This is a genomic window from Candidatus Accumulibacter meliphilus (genome assembly GCF_036625345.1).
Lineage (GTDB): Bacteria > Pseudomonadota > Gammaproteobacteria > Burkholderiales > Rhodocyclaceae > Accumulibacter > Accumulibacter meliphilus.
The window spans coordinates 507,585-524,812 of sequence record NZ_JAZKTZ010000001.1; the positions used below are offsets into that span (position 1 = coordinate 507,585).

General features: G+C 64.6%; 14 protein-coding genes and 1 pseudogene. 5 read left to right on the top strand and 10 right to left on the bottom strand.

The window, feature by feature from the left end; genetic code table 11:
* Together V5B40_RS02280 and hyfB are read right to left on the bottom strand one after the other, a co-directional pair.
* Positions 1-948 (bottom strand): respiratory chain complex I subunit 1 family protein, encoded by a 948-nt coding sequence (locus tag V5B40_RS02280; protein WP_332352982.1) that lies wholly within the window; start codon positions 946-948, stop codon positions 1-3.
* Positions 945-2,977: pseudogene (gene hyfB, locus V5B40_RS02285) on the bottom strand (hydrogenase 4 subunit B). Before hyfB ends, V5B40_RS02280 begins: the two are co-directional and overlap by 4 nt.
* Before the next feature lie 323 nt (positions 2,978-3,300).
* Between hyfB and V5B40_RS02290 the strand changes: the two are divergent.
* Positions 3,301-3,501 carry a CopG family transcriptional regulator gene (locus V5B40_RS02290; protein WP_332352984.1) on the top strand — a complete coding sequence of 67 codons (201 nt, stop codon included), beginning with the start codon at positions 3,301-3,303 and terminating at the stop codon, positions 3,499-3,501.
* Positions 3,502-3,505: 4 nt separating this feature from the next.
* The gene (locus V5B40_RS02295; RefSeq protein WP_332352986.1) at positions 3,506-3,799 is read left to right on the top strand and encodes an acylphosphatase; all 294 of its coding nucleotides are present in this window, start codon (positions 3,506-3,508) and stop codon (positions 3,797-3,799) included.
* Between the two features lie 18 nt (positions 3,800-3,817).
* Here V5B40_RS02295 and pbpC read toward each other — a convergent pair whose 3' ends face one another.
* The 6 genes from pbpC to galE form a co-directional block, all read right to left on the bottom strand.
* Positions 3,818-6,103: a penicillin-binding protein 1C gene (pbpC, locus tag V5B40_RS02300; protein ID WP_332352988.1), complete on the bottom strand. Its 2,286-nt coding sequence runs from the start codon at positions 6,101-6,103 to the stop codon at positions 3,818-3,820.
* A 96-nt stretch (positions 6,104-6,199) separates the two neighbouring features.
* The gene (locus V5B40_RS02305; protein WP_332352990.1) at positions 6,200-6,496 is read right to left on the bottom strand and encodes a type II toxin-antitoxin system RelE/ParE family toxin; all 297 of its coding nucleotides are present in this window, start codon (positions 6,494-6,496) and stop codon (positions 6,200-6,202) included.
* Between the two features lie 10 nt (positions 6,497-6,506).
* Positions 6,507-6,791: a CopG family transcriptional regulator gene (locus V5B40_RS02310; protein ID WP_332352992.1), complete on the bottom strand. Its 285-nt coding sequence runs from the start codon at positions 6,789-6,791 to the stop codon at positions 6,507-6,509.
* Between the two features lie 84 nt (positions 6,792-6,875).
* The gene (locus tag V5B40_RS02315) at positions 6,876-12,038 is read right to left on the bottom strand and encodes an MG2 domain-containing protein (RefSeq protein WP_332352994.1); all 5,163 of its coding nucleotides are present in this window, start codon (positions 12,036-12,038) and stop codon (positions 6,876-6,878) included.
* Between the two features lie 121 nt (positions 12,039-12,159).
* Complete coding sequence (locus V5B40_RS02320) at positions 12,160-12,978, bottom strand: symmetrical bis(5'-nucleosyl)-tetraphosphatase (RefSeq protein WP_332352996.1); 819 nt, start codon at positions 12,976-12,978, stop codon at positions 12,160-12,162.
* 9 nt (positions 12,979-12,987) lie between these two features.
* Positions 12,988-13,992: a UDP-glucose 4-epimerase GalE gene (gene galE / locus V5B40_RS02325; RefSeq protein WP_332352999.1), complete on the bottom strand. Its 1,005-nt coding sequence runs from the start codon at positions 13,990-13,992 to the stop codon at positions 12,988-12,990.
* A 245-nt stretch (positions 13,993-14,237) separates the two neighbouring features.
* Here galE and V5B40_RS02330 point away from each other — a divergent pair, with 245 nt between their 5' ends.
* Positions 14,238-14,420 (top strand): hypothetical protein, encoded by a 183-nt coding sequence (locus V5B40_RS02330; RefSeq protein WP_332353001.1) that lies wholly within the window; start codon positions 14,238-14,240, stop codon positions 14,418-14,420.
* Here the strand turns inward: V5B40_RS02330 and V5B40_RS02335 are convergent.
* Both V5B40_RS02335 and V5B40_RS02340 read right to left on the bottom strand, forming a co-directional pair.
* Positions 14,417-14,725, bottom strand: coding sequence for an H-NS histone family protein (locus V5B40_RS02335; RefSeq protein ID WP_332353003.1), 309 nt, complete (start codon positions 14,723-14,725; stop codon positions 14,417-14,419). The two genes, V5B40_RS02330 and V5B40_RS02335, sit on opposite strands and share 4 nt — an antisense overlap.
* A gap of 263 nt (positions 14,726-14,988) precedes the next feature.
* Positions 14,989-15,858 carry a flavin reductase family protein gene (locus V5B40_RS02340; RefSeq protein WP_332353004.1) on the bottom strand — a complete coding sequence of 290 codons (870 nt, stop codon included), beginning with the start codon at positions 15,856-15,858 and terminating at the stop codon, positions 14,989-14,991.
* Positions 15,859-15,979: 121 nt separating this feature from the next.
* On the opposite strand from V5B40_RS02340, the gene V5B40_RS02345 reads away from it, so the two are divergent.
* Both V5B40_RS02345 and mutY read left to right on the top strand, forming a co-directional pair.
* Positions 15,980-16,123, top strand: coding sequence for a hypothetical protein (locus tag V5B40_RS02345; protein WP_332353005.1), 144 nt, complete (start codon positions 15,980-15,982; stop codon positions 16,121-16,123).
* Positions 16,116-17,174: an A/G-specific adenine glycosylase gene (gene mutY, locus V5B40_RS02350; RefSeq protein WP_332353007.1), complete on the top strand. Its 1,059-nt coding sequence runs from the start codon at positions 16,116-16,118 to the stop codon at positions 17,172-17,174. The genes V5B40_RS02345 and mutY overlap by 8 nt, the downstream gene beginning before the upstream one ends.
* Positions 17,175-17,228 lie beyond the last annotated feature (54 nt).

Here is a 17,228-nt window from a genome sequence, read left to right on the forward strand (position 1 = left end):
TCACGTACGCACCAGGATGTGCACCAGCATGCCGATGACTGCCAGCAGGAACGCGGTGGCGAGAAATTCCGGGACGCGAAAAATGCGCATCTTGGCGCTGAGCGTTTCGAGCAGCGCGAGCAGCACGCCGCCGATGGCCAGCTTCAGGATCAACGCCGGCATCGCCAGCAGCAGCGCCAGCGGCGCCTGTGCCGCGGCGACGCCCCACGGGAAGAACAGCGCCAGGCCGATGCACGAATAGGCAAAAAGCTTCAGACTCGCGGCCCACTCGAGCAGCGCCAGATGGCGACCCGAATACTCCAGGATCAAGGCCTCGTGAATCATCGTCAGCTCGAGGTGCGTTGCCGGGTTGTCGACCGGCACGCGGGCGTTTTCGGCCAGTGACACCATGGCGAAGGCGACGCCCGCGAAAGCCAGACTCGGATAGATGGCCAGATCGCGATGGGCGAGCGTCTCGACGATGGTGGTCAGCGAGGTCGACTTGGAGATCAGCGACGCCGAGAAGAGCACCATCAGCAGCGCCGGTTCGGCCAGAAAACCGATCAGCATTTCACGGCGAGCACCGAGCGTGCCGAAAGAGGTCCCGACATCCATCGCCGCGAGGGATATGAAGACTCTCGCCACCCCGAGCAGACCGACCAGGGCAATCGTGTCTGCTGCCGGCGACAGCGGCAGTTCGGTCGACAGCGTCGGGACGATCGCACAGGCCAGCGCCATGCACCCGAAAACGATATATGGAGCGCCGCGGAAAAGTGGGGACGCATGTTCGGCAAGCACCGATTCCTTGTTGAACAGCTTGTGCAGCATGTGGTACGGCTGCAGCAAGCCCGGCCCCGACTTGTTCTGTAGCCAGGCGCGGTTTTGATTGACCCAGCCACTGAGCAGGGGTGCCAGCAGCAGCGCCATGACGATCTCGAGAAACTGCGAGAAAACGCCGAGCCAGGTCATAACGTGACCACCAGCAGCACGGTGATCAAGGTCAAGAAGCTGTAGAGGAGATACACCGCGATCCGCCCCTGTTGCAAGAGACCGATCAGCTGTGCCAGACGCTCGACGGCGGCGGCCACCGGCAGGTAGATCCAGTGCCAGAAGGGGTCGGTGACGCTGACGCGATAGCGCGGCGCGGCATCGAAAGCGGACGGCAGCTCGCGCTCCCAGCGAAAGAAGGGTTCGAAGATCTGTCGAATCGGCTGTCCGAAGCCTTCGGCGGTATCCTGCATGCGCGCGTTTTGCCAGGGGAATCCGCAGTCCCAGGGCGGCGAGCGCCGCAGGCGACCGTGATAGAAGAGACGCACCAGCAGGAAGGCGAGCGCGAAGCTCGCAGCGACGCCGAGCAGGAAAATTGCCGGTCCGTAACTCGCGCGCTCGATCGCCACCGGCGCCAGCAGCCAGCTGTTGGCGCCGACGGTCCTGGCGAGACCGGCGCCCACCAGCAACTGCGTCACCGGATCGATGAGGGTGATGAACTGGACCGGAAACAGCCCGAGCGCCAGGCAGCCGGCGACCAGCCAACCCATGCCGATGCGCTCCCAAGGCCCGGCGTCGTGCGCTTGCGCCAGTTTTTCTTCGCGCGGCTGGCCGAGGAAAATGACGCCGAAAAACTTGACCATGGTATAGCCAGCGAGCGCCGCGACCAGTGCGATCAAGGCGGCGACCACGGGAATCAGCATATTGAGGAATGAACTCGGCAAATCCGGCGAGAAGAGGAAACTCTGCAGCAGCAGCCACTCCGAGACAAAGCCACCAAAGGGCGGCAGGCCGGCGCTGGCCAGAACACCGATCAGCATCGCCCAGGCCACCCAGGGCATATAACGGATCAGGCCACCGAGCTTGCCGAGGTTGCGCTCAAGGGTAGCGTGCAGCACTGCTCCGGTGCCGATAAAGAGCAACCCCTTGAAGAAGGCATGGCTGGCGACATGGTAGAGCACCGCAGTCAACGCCAGTGCCGCCATTACCGGCATGTTCTGGGTAGCGAACAACACGCCCAGGCCGATGCCGGTGAACAGCAAACCAATGTTCTCGATCGATGAATAGGCCAGCAGGCGTTTCATATCGATCTGCACGGCGGCGAAGACGACACCGAACAGGGCGGTCGCCAGGCCGACCGCCAGCAGCACCAGGCTCCACCACCATATCGGCGTACCCAGCAGATCAAAAATAACGCGCAGCAAACCGTATATCGCGGTCTTCAACATGACCCCGCTCATCAGCGCAGAGACCGGCGACGGCGCAGCCGGGTGAGCCTCGGGAAGCCATACATGCAGCGGTACGATGCCCGCCTTGGCGCCGAAACCGAACAAGGCCAGCAGGAAAGCGAGCGACGCACGGTCGGCAGGATGGCCTGCGAGCGCATATTGGCGAAAGTGTAGTCGCCGGTATTCGCCTGCAGGATGCCGAAGCACAACAGGATGCCGATAGCGCCGACATGCGCGATAAGCAGGTAGAGGTAGCCGGCACGCTGAATCTCGACGATGCGGTGGTTGGCGGTGACCAGGAAGAAGGACGACAGGGCCATCGTCTCCCACATCACCATGAAGGCGTAGGCATCGTCGGCGAGAACGACCAGCGCCATGCTGGCCAGAAAGACGTGGTATTCGAGCGCCAGCAAGCCAGGCGGCGTTCCTTCGCCGGTGCGGAAGTAGCCCGCCGCGAAGGCCGACACACCGGCCGAAACGCCACCGATGATCATCAGGAAGAATGCGGACAGGCTGTCGAGGCGAAGATGGAAGGGCAGACCTGGCAGGCCGATCGGCAACACGGCGACTTGCGGCGAGATGACCATCGCGCTCAGAGCGACGCCGAACAACAGCAGGCCGAATGCCCCGCCGACAGGAAACAGGACTCTCGCCACCAAGGCCAGGCGGTGCAAGGCGAACATGCCTGCCACTCCGATCAGCAGCCAGGCAGCAACGACCAGCAGGACCCAGTCCAGATGCACCCAGGTGCTTGGATCAAGGAAGACGCCGCTGCTGATCATCGGCAATGAGCGGCCCGCAGTTCCGCGCCGACACGGCTTGCGCGTGCCCACGTCGTCGCGTGCGCGCCAGGGCCAGCGGCAATGGCTTCGCATGCCAGGGGAGACAGCACATCGCGACCACTACGGATGGCGAACAACATGGCGTCCAGGTCTCCAGGAAACGCTTGAGAAAAACGCACAACGAGGGGTTCGAAGACTTTTGAGACGTCGGTAGGCGCTGCACGCATCAATTGCCCAGCTTTCTTCGGTGCGAATTACATAGTAATTATATTCGCTACTGATACAATTGCAATTGTAATTTAACTCACATACAAAGCGCTGATATGGAAAATCGTACGGCACGCCTGACCATTCTCGTCGACCCGCTCAAGAAGCAAATCTTCGAAGAGATCTGTGCGGCTCATGATCTGACGCCTTCCCAGGTGGTCAGGAAACTGATCCGTCAATACATTCTTGAAAACGCCGGCGACCGGGAACTTCCTGAGTGGCTGAAGGCACGGTCATCGTCCGACGGAAGCGCCTAGCCCGATGGGTGATGAAGTTTGCCGAAATTTGCGTATTCACGGCCGCGTGCAGGGCGTTGGCTACCGTTGGTCCCTGGTTGTCGAAGCGACAAGGCTTGGGCTACGCGGCTGGGTGCGCAACCGCCGCGATGGTAGCGTCGAAGCGCTGGTCAGCGGCTCGCTCGAGGCGGTCGACGCACTGCTCGTCTGGGCCCACCGCGGGCCATCAATGGCCCGCGTCGATCGCGTCTTGTGCAACGAAGGGAATGCCGGCGAATTGGGCAGCCACTCCGGCTTCGTCCAGATTGCTACGCGCTGAGCAAAAGTCTTGCGGCGCTCAGCGCACGCTGACTTCGACACGATCGTAACGACCGGCGTCGTCCATGACCGTGATCTGGTAGCGTCCGGCATCGCTGAAGCGCTGCTGCAGGGCGCGACCAGCCGCTACGCGGCCGATCTGGCGGCCGTTCAGGAACCAGATCAGTTCTTCCTGGCCGCCGCGTGCTTCGAGGCGCAGCTCGGGCGCCGGGCCGTTGCCGGCGCGGCGGATGGTGGCGCCGTTGCTGATGCCGACGATGCGCAGGCCGCCTTCCGGCGCGCGTGCGCCGACGCAGTCCGGCGCCCAGTCAGGGGGCAGTGCGCGGGCTCGCGTCGCCGCATCGAGCCAGGGTTCGAGGGCGGCTGGCCAGCGCGCCATGTCGACGGCCGTCATCTCGCCTGCGGCACAGGCCGCGCGGACGCGTAGGCCGCTGGCGGCGTCGCGGTAATCGGTATAGCGCGCGCTGCCGCCGCGCAATCGGTCGGCGAAGGTCGGCGGCGCGGTGTCGTTGAGAATCCAGGCCGTTCGTTCCTGATGGCAGAGCTCGGGCGGCGTGCGGTCGCTGCGCGTGCCGAGTGGCCAGCAAATGCGGGTCGCAGCTACGTTCGGCGGCGGCGTGCGCGGCCCTGGCGGGGAGTCGTCGACGACCGCAAAGACGTCGACCAGCAAGGGTGCCGCGATGTTGGCGCCGAAGAAGCCGGGGTTCGGCGTGCCATCGGGGCGGCCGATCCAGACGCCGACCGTAAAGCGGTCGCTGACGCCAACTGCCCAGGCGTCGCGGAAACCGAAGCTGGTGCCGGTTTTCCAGGCGATGCCACGGCGTGCGCCGACGCCCTCGTTGAGCTGCCGCGCGACCGGGCCACCCGCTTCGAGGATGTCGCGGATGATGAAGGCCGCGCCTGCGCTCATCATCCGTGCTTCCTCGAGCGGCGCGTCGGCAAAATAGCGCGGCTGGCCGCTGACCCCGGCGCGCGCCAGCGCGGTATAGGCGCCGACCAGGCCTTCCAGGGTCACCGCCGTGCCGCCAAGGATGACACTCAGATTGGCAGCTGCGCCGCGCGGCAGTGCCAGCTTCAGGCCGCCGCGGCGCAGCAGGGAAACGAAGCGCTGCGCTCCGAGCCGTTCGAGCACTTCCACCGCGGGTACATTGAGCGACTTGTGCAGGGCTTCGGAGACGCTGACCGGGCCGCTGAAGTTGGCCTGGAAATTGCCCGGCTGATAACCCGAGAAGGACTGTGGCACGTCGGCGAGCAGCGATTCGGAATGGGTCAGTCCTTCGTCGAGGGCCAGGCCGTAGAGGAAGGGCTTCAAGGTCGAACCGGGCGAGCGCGCCGCCTGCACCATATCCACATGCGCAAAGCGCGCGTCGTCGCTGAAATCGGCGGAGCCGGCGTAGGCGCGCACTTCGAGCGTCTGGTTATCGACCACCAGTGCTGCCATCGATACGCGTGGCGGCAGCAGCGGCAGCCTGGCCGCAAGCAGGTATTCGACCGCTTGCTGCAGGCTCGCGTCGATGGTGCTGTCGATGCGCGCCACCTGCGGTCGCAGTCGCCGCAGGCGTTCGGCGAGCAGCGGCGCGAGGAGCGGCTCGCGGATGCTTTGCGCGATCACCGGTTCCTGACGGGCGTCGGCGATCACCGCCGCGCCCCAGCGCGATTGCAGGCGATCGAGGACCTTGTCGCGCGCCTGCCGGGCAGCTTCCGGGTAGCGGTCGGGGCGCAGCCGCGAAGGGGCTTGCGGCAGCACGGTGAGCAAGGCCGCTTCGGATTCGCTCAGGCGTAGGGCGGCTTTGCCGAAGTAGGCACGGCTGGCTGCTTCGACACCCTCGACGACGCCGCCCATGGGCGCGAACGTCAGGTAGATTTCCAGAATCTCGCGTTTCGAGAGGCGCAGTTCGAGCTGTAGCGCGCGCGCGATCTGGCGCAGCTTGCCGGCAGCACTGCGCGAGGGCGAGTCGGGTTCGAGCAGGCGCGCCACCTGCATGCTCAGTGTCGAGCCGCCGGAGATAATCTGCCCGTGTCGCTGCCATTGCCAGGCGGCGCGCAGCAGCGCCCAGGGATTGACGCCGGGATGCCACCAGAAGCTGCGGTCCTCGTAGGCGACCAGCGCTTCGATGTAGCGTGGCGAGACGTCTTCGACGCCTACCGGGTGGCGCCAGATGTGCTCGCGGTCGGGGAAGGCGCGCAGTGGCGTTCCGTCGCGGGCGACCACCAGTTGCGCCTGTGGTCCCGACTGACCGCCGGGCAGGGGGGGCGGGAAAAGTTGGTCGGCGATGAGGAGTGCGGCCAGCAAGCCGGCGAGCAACCACCGCCAAGCCCCGGGCGATGGTAATGGCAGCTTGCTGCGCGTAGCAAGGGTCACGATCAGGCCAGAGCAGGCGCTTTGTGCAGGGCTTGGCGCTCAAGCTCGCGCATAGCCGGCCTCCCGTTGGCTGCGCACGGCGAGGACAAAAACGGTGTCGACTGCGGGCGCATAGACGTACAGCGCCAGATAGCCACGCGAAGAACGCCCCATCACCAGTTCGCGCTGGTCGCCATTGACCGGTCGGCCAATCAGCGGGTTATGTTCCAGGACGCTGATCGCGGCGATGATTTCGCGCAAATGCGACGCGGGGTCGGCACCCGCGTAGCTGGCGAGACGATCAAGGATGCGCTCGAAGTCGTCGCCGACCTCCGGCGCGAGTTCGATGCGTGACATTCTTGGCCCGCTAGCCTGCCAGCTTGCGAGCTGCCGGGCGCTTCAGCGTATTGCCGGCCAGGCGCTCTTCAAGATAGGCGCGCATTTCCTGCCAGGGAATGGCCTGGCCCGAAGCCAGGATGCGCGCATGGCGCGCATCGGCCAGCGCAGCGAAATCAGCGCGCAGTTCGGCCTGTGCCGCCTTCTCGGCGATGGCTTCGAGAATGAAGCCATGCGCGCTGGTGCCGGCGCGCTCGGCCGCCGCCACAACACGGGCTTTCAGCTCGTCTGGCAAGCGAATCGTCGTCGTGGACATGCTTGTCTCCTGTCGAATCAGAGGTCTGAGCCAACTGTAGCACATTCGTGCTACAGAACCTTTCCAGCCTGCTCCCTCGGCGGCCTATCGGCTCTCGGTTCGATCATCCTTGCCATCGCTCACCAGCAAGGTCTCGCCACCCCCTGCCAGGCCGTAGATCTGCGGCTGGTACATGTCTTCGGCGTAGGTCGGTGGTAGCACGAAGCGCCCCGGCGTAACGACGCGCACGCGGTAGAAGAACTGCATCTTGCCGGCGAGTCTGGCGGCAACGACGAAACGGTCGTCGCGGAACTCGACATGCTGGATGCTGTTGTGCTGCATTGCCTGGCGTGGATCGACGCCATCGATGGTGATCACCGACTGCTCGCCCTGGACGATGTTGGCGTTCTCGATTTCGAGACCGGCCGGGATGTAGTCGACGACCAGGCCGTTGACGTAGCGTCCGGCGCTGTTCACCTGCAGGCGAACAATCGCCGTTTCGCCGACGCGCAGTGGACGCTCGCCGAGCGGCTTGCCGTCGGCAGAGAACCAGTCGCGGCGCAGATCGAAGTCCGTGCGGCGTGCGGAGGGCATGCTCACCGGGTTGCCGGCGAAGTTGAGCTCGGCGACGAGGGCTTCGTGGCCGGGGTTCCTGATCGTCACTCCTGCCGCCAGCTGCTCGGCCGACAACGGCAGGTACTGCGTTCCCTGGCCACCGATCGCCTGCGCCTGGCCTGCCGAGAGGAATTCGCTGCGCCATTCCCTGGCCGTGTCGGTAGCGAAGCTGCGCCCGAGGAGGAACAGCGCCATTTGTTCCTGCGTGCTGTAGCTGCGGTGGCTGAGCATTTCGCCAGCGACCTGGGCAAGCAGGTCCTCGCGTCCAGCCGGCGTCAGCCCATGCTTGTCGAGCAGCACGTACATCAACGCCCAGTCGCGCAGATTGCTGCCGTAGTCGCCCCACCAGGCGCCGTGTGGGCCGGCACGTCGCTTGCGCAGGCCGGCGGCGATGGCGCTGTTTGCGCGTGCCTCGTCGCCCATCAGCTTGAGCGCCAGGCCGAGATGGACCAAGGCCAGCCCGGAGGGTGCGGCGGCCTGCGTGTCGGCCAGCTGGCGCAGTGTCGACAGCGGCGCCCTGCCCTGACGGGCGAGGACGTAGGCGCCGTAGGCGAGCACCGCGAAACGGCCGGAGCCGGCATAACGGGGGTCGTTCCAGACCGAGTTCTCGTTGTAGGTGACGGCGCCTGTCGGCAAGCCGGCGACGCCTTCCTGCAGGCCCTTGAGGAGGAATTCGACGGCGCGTTTCTCGACTTCGGGCGGCACGTTGAAGCCCTGTTCGCGCGCGTCAATCAGGAAGTTGCTGACGTAGGCCGACAGCCAGTACTGGTACTCGGAGAGGTTTCCCCACAGGCTGAAGCCACCGTTTGGCGCCTGCATGCCGGCCAGCCGGGCGATGGCCTTGTCGAGCATTTCGGCCCGCTCGGCCTGGGTGAAGGGTTTGAGCGCGAACTTCCGCGCCGCCGCCGCGTCGATGAAGACGTGCGGATAGGCGCTGCTGGTCGTCTGCTCGGCGCAGCCGTAGGGGTAGCGCAGTAAGCCCTGCACGGCGTTGCGCACGTCGATCGGCGGCTGGTTCGAGATGGCCAGCGTCGCGGCCACGGTCTGCCGCAGGAAGCCGCCCAGCTCGGCGTCGCGGACTTCGATGCTTTCGCCGGGAGCGATGGAGAGCCGCTTGAGCACCGTCTGGCGTGGGGTCGGGGCCTGTATCTGTAGCGGGAAGCGGCGATTGATCTTGACGCGCGGGCTGTCGACGCGCACCTGTATCTCGGTCAGGCCAAGGGCGCTACCGGCCTCGATCGGGATGCGCAGGCTACGCTTCTGCTGATCCTGGAGCCAGAACTGTTGCTCGCCATCCTGGATCAGCAGGCCGTCGGCGTTGCTGACTGCGAGGCTGATCTGCTGCGCGCTGCCGGCCAGGTTCTGCACATCGAGTGCCAGCACGGCGCGGTCACCGACCGAGAGGAAGCGTGGCGTCGCCAGTTCGACGATCAGCGGCGCGGCGACGGTGACCTCGGCTTCCTGCCAGCCGAAGCGCTCGCCGCTGGCGGCGACGGCCATCAGCCGCAAGCTGCCGTTGAAATCGGGGACCGGCAGCGAAACCTCCGCCTGGCCATTTTCGTCGAGCATGACCGGGCCGCTGAAGAGGTCAAGCAGTCGCACTTTCTTGGGTAGGCTGCGCGTCGGCTGCGGCCCGGCGTCGCCGCCGAACTTGAGCTTGCCCCGGTCGCCGGCCATCTTCTCGATGACCCGGCCGTAGATGTCGTAAGCGTCGGCCCCGTAACGCAGCTTGGCAAAGAAGAAAGCGAAGGGATCCGGGCTGGTGAAACGGGTGATGTTGAGAATGCCGACATCGACCGCTGACAGGGTCAGCAAGGTTTTTTGCCCCTTGGCCTCGGGAACGCTGATCCTTACCTTCAAGGGTTGCTCAGGCTCCATTTTTTGCACTGCCTCGAGGCTCACCGCCAGCTTGCGGCTGTCGCGGTCGAGTGGCAGGTGCACCAGGCCGAGGGCCCGAGCGGGTGTGACTTTTTCGTCCTTGCCGCCGGGACGCAACACCATCACCGCGACGTAAAGGTCATGCCGTTGCCAGGCCTTGTCGATCGGGATGGCGATGCTCCCGCCGTCGGCGCCGATCGTCAGGCGGCGTGCCCACAGTCCACGCTCGCCTTCGACGGTGATCAGCGCTTCGCCGGCGTGCGGCGGGGTGATCGTCAGGCGCGCCGTTTCACCGGCCAGGTAGGCGGGCTTGTCGAGTTTGAGCGTCACCCGGTCGGGGCGGACGCCTTGCGTCTCGTCGTCCTTGGCCGACCAGCCGGCGTAGAAGCGGAAGCGCGTCGTCTGGCCGGTTTCGGGGTCGAAAACTTCGACGCGGTAGCGACCGTACTTGACTGGCAGGCTCAGCATGCCGCGTCCGCCGGCAGGCACCGAGACCTGCGTCGTGGCCACCAGTTCATTGCCTTCGGTGAAACCCGAATGCCAGCCACGCTGGTCGTCGAAGCGCCAGTAGTAGTGCCTGTCCTCGCGGAAAAGCCGTACCGGCAGTGCCGTTCCGGCGAGCAGGGCGGCGTCGGCATTGGTGCGCACGACTTCGAATTCGGCCGCCGCGCCCTCGCGCGCGTAGTCGCCGACGAACATCGGTCGTAGTCCGACCAGGACCGGTGCCGGCCAGAAGACGCGTTCGATGCTGCGGATCACCGGCCGGCCGCCGCTTTCGAGCAGGCTCAACGTGGCGCGCACGGTGAACGGCGAATGCCGGGCGACGATCGCCTCCAGGTCGACCTCGATGCTCGCCTGGCCCTTGTCGTCCATGCTCGTTTCCGGCAGTTCGCTACGCGACTTGATGCTGTCCTCGTCGGCATCACCGAAGACGAATCCTGGCAGCGTCTGCGCCAGCGGATTGCGGTTGCGTGCGCTGGTCACCGCGCCGAGCAGCTGGTTTCCGGCCGCCGCGGCACCGTACAGGTAACGGCCGCTGACGTCGATCGGCCAGGTCGAGGTCTCGTCGCTCAGCCTCTCGCTGGCGGTGCTCAGTTCGAGCTTCATTCTCTCCGGCAGGAATTCTTCGACGGCGAAAGGCATGCGCGTGCTGGCCATCCTGGCAGCCGGGTCGGCACGCAGTTCGAGTTGCCAGGAACCGGTGGCGGCGTCGACCGGAAGCTCGATGGCGCGCTGGTAGTAGCCGGCGAAGGCCGGGTCGGGTTGCCAGGTGGCCGTCCACTGGGCCTTGCCGTCGGGGCGGCGAAGAATGGCCTGGATCGGTTGTGGGGGGACGGGATGGCCGTCAGCATCGCGGGCCATTACCGAGACCTCGAAGTGCTCACCCGGCCGGTAGAGGTTGCGACCGCTGTAGGCAAAAAGGCGCAGCGGTACGTAGGGCATGCCGGCGATATCGAATTCGGCGAGATCGAGCGCCGCTTCGCGCAGCGTGATCAGCGACATCTGGTCGCCGTCTCTGGCCATCAGCACGCGCGCGCCGGCCGGTTTTTCGGCAAAGCTGACGCGGCCGTCAGCGTCGCTCTCGGCGCGTGCCAGGGTCTTGCCCTGTTTGTCGACCCAGCTCACTTCGACGCCCGCGCGCGCCTTGCCGTCGGTCAGCGAACTGATGTAGGCATCTGCGCCACTGGCGTACTGGCGAAGGTGCAGGCCGAGATCGCTGACGTAGAAGTAGGTCGTCTGGTAGTCGCCGCGGAAACGATTCGGTTGCGACATCACCGCCACGTAGACCCCGGGTTCGCGGAGCGCCGGGATGCTCTCGACCGGGATGAAGGTGACGTGGCGGCGATCGGCCTGCTGTTCGGTCAGAAAGCGGCCGACGAAGGCGCTGCTCGTCAGCTTGTGCAGCTGATCGAGATCCCAGTAGCTGACGGCCCCCTTGAGGCGCGTGCCGCGCTGGTAATGGTCGTGGCCGTCATTGTCACTATCATCATCGTCGCGAGCCTGCTCGCTGCTGGTCGCTCCGTGGGCGACGACTTTTTCGAGGAAGCGAGCCAGTTGATCGGGCTTGACCTTGAGGAACTGGATGTCCACTTCGGGCACATTGACCGTGGTCACCGGCAGCCCGCCGTTCTGCGCTGCCGGTAGAACCATGCCGCGGCTGGCGAAGTAGAAGGCCGGCGGAACAGCTGCGGTACGAATCGAGAAGCGCGCTTCCTGGTCGAGCTTGCTGCCGTTACTGGCTATCAAACCGGGCTGGACGCGTAGCACGTAGCGTACCTGCGGCTTGATGTGCGGGAAAAACAGCAGGTGCGGGTTTTCACCGACGACCCAAGCGCCGGCAACCGGCTTGCCGCCTTCGAGTTCGGTATCCTGCGGCGAGGTGCTGGTGGTGCTTTGCGCAGACCGGTCGTCGTTCTCTGCGTCTTCCTCAGTGGCATCGTCCACGCTGTCGTTGCGCGCCGGGCGGGCCGCCGCCGCGGCCGGCATTTCCAGGACCTGGACGAATTTGTCGTAGTTGCGCTTGCTGTCGAGGGGCAGGCTGAACGACAGGGCCAGCGCCGGCGAGCCGTCGAGTTCGCGATGCGCGCCGTCGACCACCTCGAAGCGCACGCCAGCCGTTGTCGCGTCACCTGCCTCTTTGTTTGGCGAATGGCCGATGGCCAGAAAGATTGAAATCGCCATAATCACGGCCGCGACAATCGCCAGCATTTGCGCCTGGCCAAGCTGTCGCCAGCCTTGTCCGCTGTCGTGTTTCGCTTGTCGTTCGCGCTGCATGGCTTTCTCCCGAGGCAGGTTTCCCCAGGAATTCTAGCAGGCGGCGGCGCGGCTGGTCGCGATGTTCACGGGAAAGCGGCGCGCGGGGCCTGGTGCTTGCACGCGCACGGCGACAATCAGCTCAGCTTCGGGCTTCGCCAAGCGCGCAGTCGACCTGAAAGAGCTCGCGGTCTTCAAGGCGAATGGCGGTCAGATGGCGGCCCCAGAGGCAACCTGAATCGAGGGCCAGCAGATTGGCTTCGATTTTCAGCCCCAGCGCTGACCAATGCCCGGTGACCAGCACGTCGTCGGCGCTGCGTTGGCTGGGAAGCTCGAACCACGGCATCAGCTCGGGCGGGGCGCTGCTGAGCTCGCCCTTGGTCTTGAAGTCCATGACCCCCTCGGAAGTGCAGAAGCGCATGCGGGTCATGGCATTGACGATGACTCGCAAGCGCGGCCATCCTTCCAGATCGTCCGACCACGCCGCCGGTTCGCTGCCCCACATATTGGCCATGAAATCGAGATAGGTCGGGCCGCCCAGGACCGCCTCGACTTCCGCCGCCAGCTCGCGAGCCCTGTCCGTGGTCCATTGCGGCAGCAGTCCGGCATGCACCAGGCAGAACGGACCTTCACGGTGACAGAGCGGGCGATGGCGCAGCCAGCCCATCAATTCCTCGCAGTCGGGCGCGTCGAGGATGTCGTCGAGCGTGTCGCCCTTGTTGCGTCGGTCGAAGCCCGCGGCGGCCATCAACAGGTAGAGGTCGTGATTGCCGAGCACGGTGGTTGCGGCAGCGCCCAGGTCACGCACAAAGCGCAGGGTTTCCAATGAGCGCGGGCCGCGGTTGACCAGGTCGCCAACGAACCACACGCGGTCTCTGGCCGGGTTGAAGCGGCATTTTTCCAGCAACTGCTGCAGCGAGTCGAAGCAGCCCTGGATATCGCCGATTGCGTAAGTTGCCATGATCGTCGGTCAGGTCCTGGCGCACTGCTGCTGCCAGCGCCAGGCATCGCCGCACATCTCGTCGATGCCACGCCGCGCTTGCCATCCCAACAGCTCTGCGGCGAGCGCAGGATCGGCGTAGCAGGCGCCGATGTCGCCGGGCCGGCGTGGCACCAATGCGTAGGGTATCGGGCGTCCACTGGCGGCTGCAAAGGCGTGCACCATGTCCAGCACCGAGTAGCCGCAGCCGGTGCCGAGATTGACCGTCAGCAGGCCACCCCTGGCGAGCAGATAGTCGAGTGCCGCCAGATGGCCTTCGACGAGATCCATGACGTGAATGTAGTCGCGCACGCCGGTGCCGTCGGGCGTCGGATAGTCGTTGCCAAAAACACTCAGTTGCCGGCGTTCGCCGGCCGCCACCTGGGCTACGTACGGCAAGAGGTTGTTCGGAATGCCATTCGGCTCCTCGCCGATCAAGCCGCTGGCGTGCGCGCCGACGGGATTGAAATAGCGCAGGCGTGCGATCCGCCACTGCGCATCGGCTTGCGCCAGGTCGGCCAGAATGTCTTCGATCATCAGTTTGCTGGCGCCGTAGGGATTGGTCGTCGAGCGCGGGAAATCTTCCCGGATGGGAACCGACGCCGGGTCGCCATAGACCGTCGCCGAAGAGCTGAAGATCAGCGTTTTCACCGCGCTTTCGGCCATCACTTCGCAGAGGCTGATCGCGCCGCCGACATTGCAGTCGTAGTAACGCAAAGGTTGAGCGACCGATTCTCCGACCGCTTTCAAGCCGGCGAAATGAATCACCGCGTCGATCGGCGAGGCGGCAAAGACCCGCCGCAAAAGGGCTCGGTCGCGGACATCGCCCTCGAAAAAGACCGGCCGCTGGCCGGCAATCCGAGCAACACGATCGAGAACTTCGGGGCGACTGTTGGACAGATCATCGACGACGATCACGCTATGGCCTGCAGCCAGTAGGGCGACGCAGGCGTGCGAGCCGATATAGCCGCTGCCTCCCGTTACCAGGATATTCATTCTTAGCCTCACATGAATGCGCTTTCGAGCGCTGCTCGCGCGCGTGGCAAGCGCCGTGCTGCGCGATCAGGCCCTCGTCGGGCTCGCTTTCGCGGCCATCGACCCGCGACAAGCGTGCCCTATCGGTCCCGGATTCGCTGGCTCAATTTTTCGCACCTCGGCCCATGATGACGCAGCGCCTGGAGCGAAAACGGGGCGGCGGGGAATGATAACAGGCACACAGGCAACAGACACGCAGACAATTCTTGCGACAAACAGTTGTGGTGAAGTACACCTCGGCTCACCCGCAGGTGGCGGCGATTCCCCGCAGTTCCCAGTACTTCCCGGTGGTATCGGGAACGGCACCAGCACGCGGACTGTTCGCCGACAACTCCGGCCTCAATCGGGCGCGGAGTGCCGGCGTCAAGCGGCGCTGCGCGCCCTGCTAGCGAGCAACGAGAAACTCGTCACGATGCCGACCCTCGCCCTCAAGGCTGGTCAGCCAGTTTGGCGCCTTGCCGCGACCTGACCAGGTTTCACCGTTCGGGCCGCGAAACTTGACAGCGACGGTTGTGCGTATTTTTCCTGCCACGGCGCCGAGGCCTCTGAAGCCACAATCGGCGGCTGTCAAACCATAGTCGGCAATCAGTTCCCTGGCCTGGGTGATCGCCGCCGACACTTCCGAACGCCGCGCTTCGGCGATCTGCTGTTCCAGGGAATCACGCTGCTCCAATAACTCTTTGTAAGTCGCCATACTTATCTCCTAGGGTAAAAATGTGTTATCGAAAAAGCAATTTAAACAGGCTGCAAGCCACCCATCAAGGGAAAATCTCACAAACCCATGGTTTCTCTCTGTCGGTCGGAAGGCCGACTACAGAGGAAATCGTGCAGGCAAGCCAGCCCCTCACCGCCTTGCTTTGCCCGGTAGACCACCATCACCGCTGCAGCCAGACACGGCTGCGGCGCAAGCGGACCCCAAGCGGCCGGGGCCGGAAGTTGCAATCTGTTCTCTCAGCCTTATCGCTCCGTGATTCCGCGCAGCTGGCGATAGCAGCCACCATGAAAAATCAGGGGTTCACTGGCTTCGCCGCGGGCAAAACGCTGCACCCGGCCGAGAAAGACGAGATGGTCTCCGCCTGGGTGCTGAACTTCGTTGACACATTCGAACCAGGCCGAGCAGCCTTCGATGAGCGGTATGCCGGCGATGCCACGGCTCGTCGCCACGCCGTCGAAACGATTGCTATTGTCCGTGGAGGCGAAGCAGTCCGAGAGGTCTTGCTGATTGGCCGTTAGCACGTTGACCGCGTAGTGCGTCGCACGACGGAAAGCTTCAAGCCTTGGCGAGTGCGCCGACAGGCTCCAGATAATCAGGGGTGGGTCCAGAGAAACCGAGTTGAAGGAGCTGATGGTCACGCCCATCGCCTGTCCATCCTCGGTCAGCGCCGTAAGTACGGTAACACCGGTGGCAAAGCTGCCCAGCGCATCGCGGAAGTCACGGCAGACAAGATCTCTGGTCGCCAGCGCGCGGCCCGTGTCGCAGGTCTCGCACGCTAGAGGCTCGGCGAGCGCGGCAATGGACGTCGGACATGCCTGGGAATCGAAGCGCTGGGGCATCAGGGGGCGCCGATGCGTGTTCGAGGCATGCTGAAATTCGTGGTCGGCAAAAAGATTCGTGAGGTCCTCAATGGCAAAAACATACTGGGCGTTGGCGTTGATTTCATCGCCGGATTTGACACTTTCGATATTATGGTTGCTGCAGGCATGATCATGTCCGATGCCGGCGATAATACTAGGGACAGGATTATCCTCGTGTAGCCTTTCTGTGTCGACATAATTCTGGCCTTGACTCATAAGAAAGTCTACGGCATCGGCTTGGCAGAACTTCATGGCTTGTCACTCATAACCCCGGGAAAGAGCGCAGTAGCCCGTTTTAATTGGGAAATTCTCGCACGCAGCAGGGTGGGCCGGTTTGTGCACGACAAGACAGTGCGAAAAAGAGGAGAATCGCTTGCTTTCTCAGAGGAGCTTCCGCTTGATCCGTGCCGCTGATTTTTCCATCCGTCGGGGACGCCGCCTGGCGTCGCTAGCCGCCCCTGCGGCTGGCGAATCGATGCGCGTCGCCCTGGGCCTGGGAGCGCTGATCCATGGCTGACTCTCTGGATGCAGCGCAGCGCGGTTTCGCCCGCCGCATCATCGTCTGGCAGGCAGGCCATGGCCGCCACGATTTGCCCTGGCAGAAAACACGCGACCCTTATCGAATCTGGTTATCTGAAATCATGCTGCAGCAAACGCAGGTGCAGACGGTGCTTCTCTATTACTCGCGTTTTCTGATGCGTTTCCCGACTCTGGAAGTCCTCGCTGAAGCGCCGCTTGAGAGCGTCCTCGAGCTCTGGGCGGGGCTCGGTTACTACGCTCGTGCGCGCCATCTTCACCGTTGCGCGCAAGTCATCGCCGCGGGCGACGGGACGCTGTCGGCGGATCCCGAAAGAAACGCACGCTTACCGGGGATCGGTCGCTCGACAGCTGCCGCGATCAGTGTTTTTGCCTTTGGTCGCCGGGCGGCCATCCTCGACGGTAATGTTAAACGCGTGCTCGCCCGTTGTTTCGCTGTCGAAGCAGCCGCCACGGCCGCGCAGGATGAACGCCGGATGTGGGCCCTCGCTGAATCGCTGTTGCCGGCCAGCGGCATCGAGAGTTATAGCCAGGGCATGATGGACCTGGGGGCAACGGTGTGCTCCCGCCACAAGCCGCAATGTGAGCGGTGTCCGCTCCGCGAGATCTGTCTCGCCTGCCGTGACGGTCGGCAGGTCGAGCTGCCGCGGCGGCGAGTGAAACGCGCACCAGCGCAACGGCTGAGCAGTCTGCTGCTGCTCAGCGATGGTCGCCGCATCCTGCTCGAACGCCGGCCGCCGACCGGCATCTGGGGTGGACTGCTGAGCCTGCCCGAAGGCAGCGGCGATTCGGCAGCTGTTTTCGCCGAACGCCACGGCTGTCGTCTGCTGAGTAGCCGGGAACTGACGCCCATCGAACACAGCTTGACCCATTTCCGCTTGACCATGCAGGTGCTGCACTGCCAGGTCGAGGCGATCGGCCTGCAGGCCAATCAAGCCCCGCTGGAATGGTTGCCGGTCGATGAAGTCGTCGCGGCGGCCTTGCCGGCGCCGATCAAGAAGCTGCTGCTGGCGCTGCCGCGCGTGCGCTGAACAACGCAGACTACAGCGCCTGCGCGACGCACAGGCAATCGAGGAAGCGAGCGT